A 9030-nucleotide genomic window follows, 5' to 3' on the forward strand; every position below is an offset into this window, starting at 1 on the left:
AGGCAGGCGAATCTGTCGCGACATGCCTGAGCAGGGCCGCCTACCCAGGGAAGCACAGATGGGCGAGGGCCGGTGTGCCTCCGCTCACAATGACGGTCCTCACGACCGCCGTTCGCGGGCCGCGACGGCCAACAACTCCTCCGCGTGGGCGATACCCAGATCCGAGTCCGGCAAACCCGCCAGCATCCGGGCCAGTTCCCGGGCCCGCTCGGTGTCCTCCACCACCCGTACCCCGCTGGTGGTCACCGCGCCACCGGTGTCCTTCGCCACCACCAGGTGCCGGTCGGCGAACGCGGCCACCTGCGGCAGGTGGGTCACCACGAGCACCTGGTGGCTGCGGGCCAACCGGGCCAGCCGACGGCCGATCTCCACCGCCGCCTGACCGCCGACCCCCGCGTCGACCTCGTCGAAGACCAGCGTGGGCGGCCCGCCCGAACCGGCGAAGACGACCTCGATGGCGAGCATCACCCGGGACAGCTCACCGCCGGACGCGCCCCGCTGCAACGGCAGCGACGGCGCACCCGGGTGGGCCAGCAGCCGCAACTCGACCTCGTCGCCGCCGTCCGGCCCGACACCGACCTCCACCCCGTTGACCGGCAACGTGGGCTCGGTCCGTCCGGCCGGTCGGGGCAGCACCGCCACCTCGACGCGGGCGTGCGGCATGGCCAGCCCGGCCAACTCGACGGTCACCTGCTCGGCGAAACGCACCGCCGCCTCCTGGCGGGACGCCGACAACCGGCCGGCCAACTCGGCCACCTCACCGGCCAACCGGGACGCCTCCCGGTCCAACTCCTCAAGGAACTCGTCGGAGATGTCCAGGTCGGACAGTCGGGTCCGGGCCCGCTCCGCCCAGGCGATCACCCCGTCGACGTCGTCGGCGTACTTGCGGGTCAACGCCCGCAACGCGGCCCGGCGCTCGTAGATGCTCTGCAGCCGGGCCGGATCGGCGTCCAACCCGGTGAGATACGTCGACAACTCCACCGACACGTCGGCGACCAGCGTCGCCGCCTCCTCCAGGCGGGCCGCCAACTCCCCCAGGGCCGGATCGGTGCCGGCCTGCGCCTCCAACGTCCGCCGAGCGGTGCCGAGCAACGCCGAGGCGTCGGTGGTCTCGTCGGCCGCCTCCAACCCGCCGGCCACACACTGGTGGGCCACCTGCGCCGCGGTACGCAACCCCTCGGCGTGCTCCAGCCGCTGCGCCTCGGTCTTGAGCTCGTCGTCCTCACCGGCCTGCGGGTCGACCCGGGTGATCTCGTCGAGCCCCAGCCGCAGCAGATCCGCCTCCTGGTGGCGCTCCCGCGCGTTGCGCCGCCGGTCGGCCAGGTCGTCGACCACCCGACGCCACTGCGTGTACGCCTCGCGCATGGCCTCCAGCAGCTTCTCGTGCTCCGGCCCGGCGAAGCGGTCCAACGCGGCCCGCTGCTCGGCCGGACGCAGCAGGCGCAACTGGTCGGACTGGCCGTGTACGGCCACCACCTGTTCGCCCACCTCGCCGAGCGTCGACACCGGCATGCTCCGCCCGCCCAGGTGCGCCCGGGAGCGACCCTCCACGGTGACCGTACGGCTCAACAGCATCGCGCCGTCGTCGTCGGGCTCGCCACCGGCGTCGGTGATCCGGGCGTGCACCGACTCGGCGACCCGACCGGTCAGACGCAGGCGGCCCTCGACGACGGCCCGGCCGGGCTGGGCACGCACCCGCCCGGCGTCGGCACGGCCCCCGAAGAGCAGGCCCAGGCCGGTGACCACCATCGTCTTGCCGGCCCCGGTCTCGCCGGTGATGACGTTCATGCCGCCGGCAAGCGGCAGCGTGGTGTCCTCGATGACGCCCAGTCCGGTGATGCGTAGCTCCTCCAGCACAGCACCCGACAGTAGACGCGTGGCCCGACACTTGACCAGCCGGCGCGGCGACCCGGGTCAGCGGCGGTTGCCCCGCCAGCCGTGCACCGGCAGGTCGAACTTGGCCACCAGCCGGTCGGTGAACGGCCGGTCCCGCAGCCGGACGATCCGCACCGGCAGGGCGCCGCGACGCACCGTGAGCCGAGCACCCGGCGGCAGGTCGTAGACCCGCCGCCCGTCGCAGCAGAGCACCGCCAGCGTGGTGAACGGGTCCACGGTGATCGAGATGGTGGAGGTGGGTGCGGTCACCAGCGGGCGGCTGAACAGGGCGTGCGCGCTGATCGGCACCAGCAGCAGCGCCTCCACCTCGGGCCAGACCACCGGCCCGCCGCCGGAGAAGGCGTACGCCGTCGAACCGGTCGGCGTGGCGCAGACCACCCCGTCGCACCCGTACCGGGACAGCGGCCGACCGTCCACGTCGACCAGCAGCTCCAGCATCTGGGCCCGCTCGCCCTTCTCGACGCTGATCTCGTTGAGCGCCCACGACTCGATCGTCGGCCCACCGTCGAACTCGGCGGTCACGTCCAGGGTGAGCCGCTCGTCGACGCTGTAGTTGCGGCCCACCACGTCGCGGACCGCCAGGTCCAGGTCGTCGATCTCCGCCTCGGCCAGGAAACCGACCTTGCCGAGGTTGATGCCGAGCAGCGGCACCTTCGCCGGCCGGGCCAGCTCGGCGGCGCGCAGGAACGTGCCGTCCCCACCGAGCGCGAAGACGATCTCGGCGCCCTCGGCCGCCTCCGGCCCGGTCACCGGCACCGCGCCCGGCAGGTCGAGATCCTCGGCCTCCTCGGCCACCACCCGCACCTCGAAGCCGGCGGAGATCAGGTCGGCCGCGACCGTACGCGCGTGTTCCGTGCTGCGCCGACGACCGGTGTGGGTCACCAGCAGGGCGGTACGGGTCACCGGAGGGCCCGCCCGCCGTGGGTCGGCCGTCGCGTCGAACCACCCGGCGGACGTACCCCCGCCGTGGCGGAGTTGCCCTCGCTCACCCGGCCACCTCCTTCGTCACCTCGTCACGCGGGTCACCGGCGGACGCCGGCGCGCCGGGCCCGGCCGCCACCACGGCCCGCACCCGTTCCGGGTCGGCCGGTGGCGCGTCCCGGCGTAACCATACGAAGAACTCCACGTTGCCGCTCGGCCCGGGCAGCGGACTGGCCGCCAGCTCCGCCAACCCCAGTCCCAGTGTCGCGGCGGACGCGGCGACGTCGAGCACCGCCTCGGCGCGCAGCGCCGGATCCCGCACCACGCCACCGGCGCCCACCCGGTCCCGGCCCACCTCGAACTGCGGCTTGACCATCAACGCCAGGTCACCCTCGGCGGCGGTGCAGGCGGCCAGCGCCGGCAGCACCAGCCGCAGCGAGATGAACGACAGGTCGGCCACGGTCAGGTCGACCTGCCCACCGATCACCTCGGCGGTCAGCGTCCGGACGTTCGTCCGTTCCAGGACCCGGACCCGCTCGTCGGTCCGCAACGACCAGGCGAGCTGGCCGTAGCCGACGTCGACCGCGACCACCTCGGCCGCACCCGCGCGCAGGAGCACGTCGGTGAAGCCGCCGGTGGACGCCCCGGCGTCCAGGCAGCGCCGACCGGTCACGGTCAGCCCACCGGGAGCGAACGCGGCGAGCGCGCCGGCCAGTTTGTGTCCGCCCCGGGAGACGTACTCGGAGGTGGGGTCGGCGCCGGTGACCACCAGCGGGTCGGCGGGGTCGACCATCGCGGCGGCCTTGCGGGCCACCATCCCCCGGAGCTGGACCCGACCGGCCTCGACCAGCGCGGCGGCCTGCTCCCGCGACCGGGCCAGGCCACGGCGGACGAGTTCGGCGTCCAACCGGTTACGACGTGCCATGGGTGGACGGCCTCCTCAGGCCTGGTCGATGGTGGCGAGCGTTTCCCGCAACGTCTGGTAGGCGGCCTCGTACTGGGCGATCTGGTCGGCCGGGGCGAGGTTCGCGGCGTTCACCATCGCCTGCACGGCGGCGTCCACCGCCGGGTGCCCCGCGTCGTCGGCACCGTCGCCGGTCCACGTCTGCGGCGGCGGGCCCGGCCGGGGACCCGGCGGCGGCCCGGGCCGCGGCGAGACGTTCACCGTCGCGCTCCGGCCGGCGTCGCGCCGGTCACCGCACCCGATGCGACGTCCCGCCGCGCGTCGGCCGCCTGAGCCCGCCGGAGGTGACGCGCGAGACGGGCGGTCACGGCGCGGTGTCCGGGCGCGGCCGGGTGGCCTTCGCCGGTCGGGTCGGCGCGTCGCCGTCGGCGGGACGCGCCACCGAGCCTGGCGTCTTCTTCGCCACCGCCTTCTTGGCGACCTTCGCCACCGCCTTCTTGGCCACCGGCTGATCCGCCGCGGGCGGCGGGGCACCGGCCTTCTTCGCCACGGCCTTCTTGGCGACCGCCTTCTTCGCCGGGCCCGGTCCGGGCGGCGGGGCCGCCGCCGCGGTCTCGGCGGCCTCGGCCGCCACGTCGGCGGGCGAGCCGCCCTCCGAGCCGCCGGAGCGTACGGCGGTGTCGGTCATCGTGCGCAACCGGCGTTCCAGCTCGCGTACCCGCCGCTCCAGCTCCTCGACCTCGTCGGCGGTGGCCAACCCGACCGCGCCGAGCGCACGTTCGACCTCGAACCGCACCAGCTTGGTCAGCGCCTCCCGGTTCTCCGCGCCGGTCGAGCGCAACTCCTCGGCCAGCGTCTGGAGCTGCGCGGCGGTCGCGCCGGTCGAACCGGCCAAGCGGCGCACCGCGTCCTGCGCCTTCTTCCGGGGCGCCTCCGTCAGGCCCATGGCCAGTTCGAGGTAGGCGCGCCACGCGTCCTGCATGCCTGAGTCCTTTCACCCGGGGTTCCGGCAGGTGTCACGCTACCGGGCCGCGGTCGGCGTCCCATGCGGTACGGTGCCCGGAGTACGACGTGGTGTGAGGCGAGGAGGCGACGGGTGGCCACCGTGGACGAGTGTCGACAGGCGTTGCAGGACCTGGCCGCCCGGCTGGACCGCAACGCGGAGACCGTCCGCGAGCACGTCGACCTCGACCGCACGCTGGCCTGCCGGGTCAGCGACCTGGAGACCGCCTTCCACGGTCGACTCACCGGTGGACGACTGGTCGGACTGACCGACGGCGACGACCCCAAGGCGAAGATCGCCATGACCACCACCAGCGACGACCTGCTCGCCCTGGTACGCGGCGACCTCGACGTGACCCGCGCGGTGGCCAGCCGACGCGTCTCGATCAAGGCCAACCCGTTCGACCTGATGAAACTGCGCAAGCTGCTCTGAGATCCGGCACCCGCCGCCGGGACCTCGGCGCGGCGCGCTCGACGGTGAGTCAGCCGGTCAGGCCGAGGGCCTCCAGCGCCGTCGCCGCCTCCGGCGATCCCGGACGCGGTACGCCGTCCGGCCGACGCTCCCAGGCCACCGCACAGAGCGCCGCGAGCGCGTCCAGCGGCCGACCCGCGCCGGTCAACTCCCACCCGTCCGGGCCGGTCGTGACGCGCCAGCCGCCGTGCTCCGCACCGGCCGCCGGCACCCGGACCATCCCGGTGGGCTCGAAGAGCCCGGTCAGGTCCCAGGCCACGGCCGTCGGGCGGCGGTCGGTCGGTGCGGCGAGCAACTCGGGTACGTCGCTGACGCCGGTGAGCACCAGCAGGCTGTCCAGCCCCGCCCGGTTGGCGCCCTCGATGTCGGTGTCGAGTCGATCACCGACCACCAGGGAGCGGCCCTCGCCCGCCCGACGCGCGGCGGTGGCGAACAGCTCCGGCGACGGCTTGCCCACCACCTCGTCGGGTTGCCGGTCCAACGCGGTCGCCAGTGCGGCGACCAACGAGCCGTTGCCCGGCAGGGGTCCCCGTCCGCTGGGCAGCGTCCGGTCGGTGTTGGTGGCGATCCACGAGGCTCCGCCGCGTACCGCCACCGCCGCCTCGGCCAGATCGGCCCAGCCGACCTGCGGGCCGTACCCCTGGATCACCGCGACCGGCGCGTCGTCGGCACCGGAGACCGGGGTCAGACCCACCTCGCGGATCTCGGCCCGCAGCGCCTCGGCACCCACCACCAGCACCGGCGCACCGGCCGGCAGCCGCTCGCCCAACAGTTGGGCGGCGGCAGCCGCGCTGGTCAGCACCTCGTCCGGCCGGGCCGGTACACCCATCCCGGTGAGCAGGTCCGCCACGTCGGCCGGCCGGCGCGAGGCGTTGTTCGTGGCGTACGCCACCGCCCGGCCCTCACCGTGCAGCCGGGCGACCGCCTCGACCGCGCCGGGGATCGGCCGGTCGATCAGATAGATCACCCCGTCCAGGTCGAAGACGACCAGGGTGTACCCGTCGACCAGCCGCTCCCCGTCACCGCTCATCGCCGCTCGTTCTCCTCGGCCCGCTCGCCGTCCGTCACGGACGACTCACCGACACCGCTCGCCGCCGGAGCGTCGGACGCCTCCACGACATCGGCCTCGACGACCTCGTCACCGCGCGACGTCGCCTCGACGCGGTCGTCCCCGACTTCGCCGTCCGCCGCCTGGTCCGTTCCGATCCGGTCCGCCGCAGCCTCGTCCCCCACCGTCTGGTCGGCGACTCGATCCGTCGGCCCCTCGGCCACCTCGACCTCTTCGGGGCGCTCGTCGGTGGTCAGCTCGCTGTCCGGACGGGCCGGTACCGCACCCGGCGCGCCGGGACCGGCGGCCAGTTCCTCGGTGGCCTCGTCCTCGTCGTCGCCCTCGATGACCACGCCGTCGAGTTCGAGCAGCCGCTCCGCCGCGTCGGTCTCCGCCTCGGCGTCGACCTCGGCCGCGCGGGAGAACCACTCCCGGGCCTCGGCCCGACGGTCCACCGCCAGCAGCGCGTCCGCGTACGCGTACCGCAACCGGGCGGTCCACGGCTGAGCCGTGTCGGTGGTGAGTTCGGGCACCTGGAGCATGGCCACGGCCGCGTCCCGCTGCCCGAGGTCGCCTCGCGCACCGGCGGCCACGATCAGCAACTCGATGGCGACGGCCGCCTCCAGCTTCTCCTGCTCGGCACCGCGGAACAGGTCGATGGCCCGCTCGGGGCGGCCCAGCGCCCGCTCACAGTCCGCGAGGACCGCGATGTGGCTCTGCACCCCACTCATCCGGTGGTACGTCCGCAGTTCCGCGATCGCCGTCTGCCACTCGCCCGAGTGGTACGCGGCCAGACCGACCGCCTCGCGGACAGCCGCGATCCGGGACGCCAGCCGACGGGCGGCCATCGCGTGGGCCAGCGCCTCGGCGGGGTCCTCGTCGATCAGTTGCCCGGTCGCCACGAGGTGCCGGGCCACGGTGTCCGCGACCCCCTTCGACAGCGACAGCAACTCGGCCCGTACGTCCTTGTCCAGGTCGGTCGCGACGATCTCGTCCGGCAGCGCCGGCGCGGGCGTACGCCCCTCCTCGCCCTGGTCGAAGCCGTCACGCCGGCCCCGGTCGTCCCGGAAGCCACCGTCCCGCCGCTCGCCGCCGCGCTCGTCGGACCCACGGCGGAACCCGCCGTCCCGACGATCGCCGTCGCGGAAGCCTGAGCCGCCCGAAGCGCGGTCCCCGTACCCGCCGTCCCGACGGTCCCCGGACCGGAAGCCACCCTCCCGACGGTCACCGCCCCGGAAGCCGCCCTCACGACGGTCACCACCGTCGCGACGGTCCGGCCGGAAGCCGCCCTCACGACGGTCGTTGCCCCGGAAGCCTCCCTCGCGGCGGTCACCGTCCCGTGCGCCGCCCTCCCGGCGTGCACCGCCGAAGCCGCCTTCGGTACGCCGGTAGCCGCCGCCGTCGCCCTGCCGGCGATCGTCGTTGCCCCGGCGGAAGCCCTCGTCCCGTCGATCCGAGCGGTACCCGCCCTCCCGGCGCTCACCGGAGCCGTAGTCACGTCCCGGGCCGCGCGAGGAGTTGTCCCGGTCCCGCGAACCGCCATCCCGGAAGCCGCCCTCACGACGCTCACCACGGAAGCCACCGTCGCGACGGTCTCCGTCCCGGCGGTCGCTGCGGAAGCCACCCCGGTCGTCGGAGCCCCGGCCGAAGCCGCCCTCACGACGGTCACCGTCCCGGCGCTCGCCGCGGAAGCCGCCCCGGTCGTCCGAGCCCCGGCCGAAGCCGCCCTCACGGCGCTCGCCCCGGAACCCACCCTCACGACGGTCACCGTCACGCCGCTCGCCCCGGAAACCACCTTCACGGCGGTCGCCGCTGTCGCGACGGTCCGACCGGAAGCCGCCCTCACGACGGTCGTTGCCCCGGAAACCACCCTCACGACGGTCACCGCCACTGTCGCGCCGGTCGCCGCGGAAGCCGCCGTCCCGGCGGTCACCGTCCCGGCGCTCGCCGCGGAAGCCGCCCCGGTCGTCGGAGCCGCGACCGAAGCCGCCCTCACGACGGTCACCGTCGCGGCGCTCCGGCCGGAAGCCGCCCTCACGACGGTCGTTGCCCCGGAAACCACCCTCACGACGGTCACCACGGAAGCCACCGGAGCTGCGGTCGCCGTCGCGGAACCCACCGGTACGCCGGTCACCGCCCCGGGCGCCCGAGCCGCGCTCGTCGTTGTCGCGGCGGTAGGCCGGCCGGTCGTCACCCTGGCGACGGTCCCCGGAACCGCCCTCGCGACGGTCACTACGGAAGCCACCGGAACCGCGCTCGCCACGGTCGCCACGGAAGCCACCGGAACCGCCCTCACGACGGTCGCCACGGAAGCCTTCGCGGTCGCCACCGGAGCCACGGCGGTCGCCACCGAAGCCGCCGCCGGTACCCCGGTCGCTGCCTCGGTAGCCGCCCTCACGACGGTCGCCGTCCCGACGGAAGCCACCGGACCGGGAACGGTCAGCACCGTAACCGCCGGCGCCACGTCCACCGTCGCGGGAGTCACGCTCCCGACCGCGCTCGTCGCGGTACGACGGACGGTCGCCACGGCGGTTGTCGCCGTCACGGTCGCCGGGCCGTCCCTCGTAGCCCCGGGGACGGTCTCCGCCCTGAGGTCCAGAACTCACTGGTACATCCTTCCTGAATACGTCGTTCCACGACGCAACGCAGTCGAGGGCCGTCCCGATTCCGGGCGGCCCTCGACTGTAACGTGTGTCCGGCGGTGTCCTACTCTCCCACACCCTCCCGGGTGCAGTACCATCGGCGCTGGAGGGCTTAGCTTCCGGGTTCGGAATGTGACCGGGCGTT

At 74.6% G+C, this 9030-nt stretch carries 8 protein-coding genes and 1 rRNA gene; 1 reads left to right on the forward strand and 8 read right to left on the reverse strand.

Annotated features, from left to right (window positions below; genetic code table 11):
• Positions 1–99 precede the first annotated feature (99 nt).
• The 5 genes from recN to ACIBMZ_RS29740 form a co-directional block, all read right to left on the reverse strand.
• Entirely contained in the window at positions 100–1857 is a 1758-nt protein-coding gene (gene recN / locus ACIBMZ_RS29720) for a DNA repair protein RecN (protein ID WP_396699494.1), read from the reverse strand.
• 57 nt (positions 1858–1914) lie between these two features.
• Positions 1915–2799 carry an NAD kinase gene (locus tag ACIBMZ_RS29725; RefSeq protein WP_396699496.1) on the reverse strand — a complete coding sequence of 295 codons (885 nt, stop codon included), beginning with the start codon at positions 2797–2799 and terminating at the stop codon, positions 1915–1917.
• A gap of 82 nt (positions 2800–2881) precedes the next feature.
• A complete protein-coding gene (locus ACIBMZ_RS29730; protein ID WP_396699498.1) occupies positions 2882–3742 on the reverse strand; it encodes a TlyA family RNA methyltransferase in 861 nt (286 codons plus the stop codon).
• A gap of 15 nt (positions 3743–3757) precedes the next feature.
• On the reverse strand, positions 3758–3982 hold the full coding sequence (locus ACIBMZ_RS29735) for a hypothetical protein (RefSeq protein WP_396699500.1): 225 nt from the start codon (positions 3980–3982) through the stop codon (positions 3758–3760).
• A 103-nt stretch (positions 3983–4085) separates the two neighbouring features.
• Positions 4086–4703, reverse strand: coding sequence for a phasin family protein (locus ACIBMZ_RS29740; RefSeq protein ID WP_396699502.1), 618 nt, complete (start codon positions 4701–4703; stop codon positions 4086–4088).
• A gap of 114 nt (positions 4704–4817) precedes the next feature.
• On the opposite strand from ACIBMZ_RS29740, the gene ACIBMZ_RS29745 reads away from it, so the two are divergent.
• Positions 4818–5156, forward strand: coding sequence for an SCP2 sterol-binding domain-containing protein (locus ACIBMZ_RS29745; RefSeq protein ID WP_396699504.1), 339 nt, complete (start codon positions 4818–4820; stop codon positions 5154–5156).
• Between the two features lie 49 nt (positions 5157–5205).
• Here the strand turns inward: ACIBMZ_RS29745 and ACIBMZ_RS29750 are convergent, their stop codons facing one another.
• The 3 genes from ACIBMZ_RS29750 to rrf form a co-directional block, all read right to left on the reverse strand.
• On the reverse strand, positions 5206–6225 hold the full coding sequence (locus ACIBMZ_RS29750) for an HAD-IIA family hydrolase (protein WP_396699506.1): 1020 nt from the start codon (positions 6223–6225) through the stop codon (positions 5206–5208).
• Positions 6222–7160, reverse strand: a complete 939-nt coding sequence (locus ACIBMZ_RS29755) for a tetratricopeptide repeat protein (RefSeq protein ID WP_396699512.1) — start codon at positions 7158–7160, stop codon at positions 6222–6224. The genes ACIBMZ_RS29750 and ACIBMZ_RS29755 overlap by 4 nt, the downstream gene beginning before the upstream one ends.
• 1776 nt (positions 7161–8936) lie before the next feature.
• A 5S ribosomal RNA gene (gene rrf, locus ACIBMZ_RS29760) occupies positions 8937–9030 on the reverse strand; the annotation flags it as partial.

Source organism: Micromonospora sp. NPDC049900 (assembly GCF_044461025.1).
In the GTDB taxonomy this organism is placed as follows: Bacteria; Actinomycetota; Actinomycetes; order Mycobacteriales; family Micromonosporaceae; genus Micromonospora.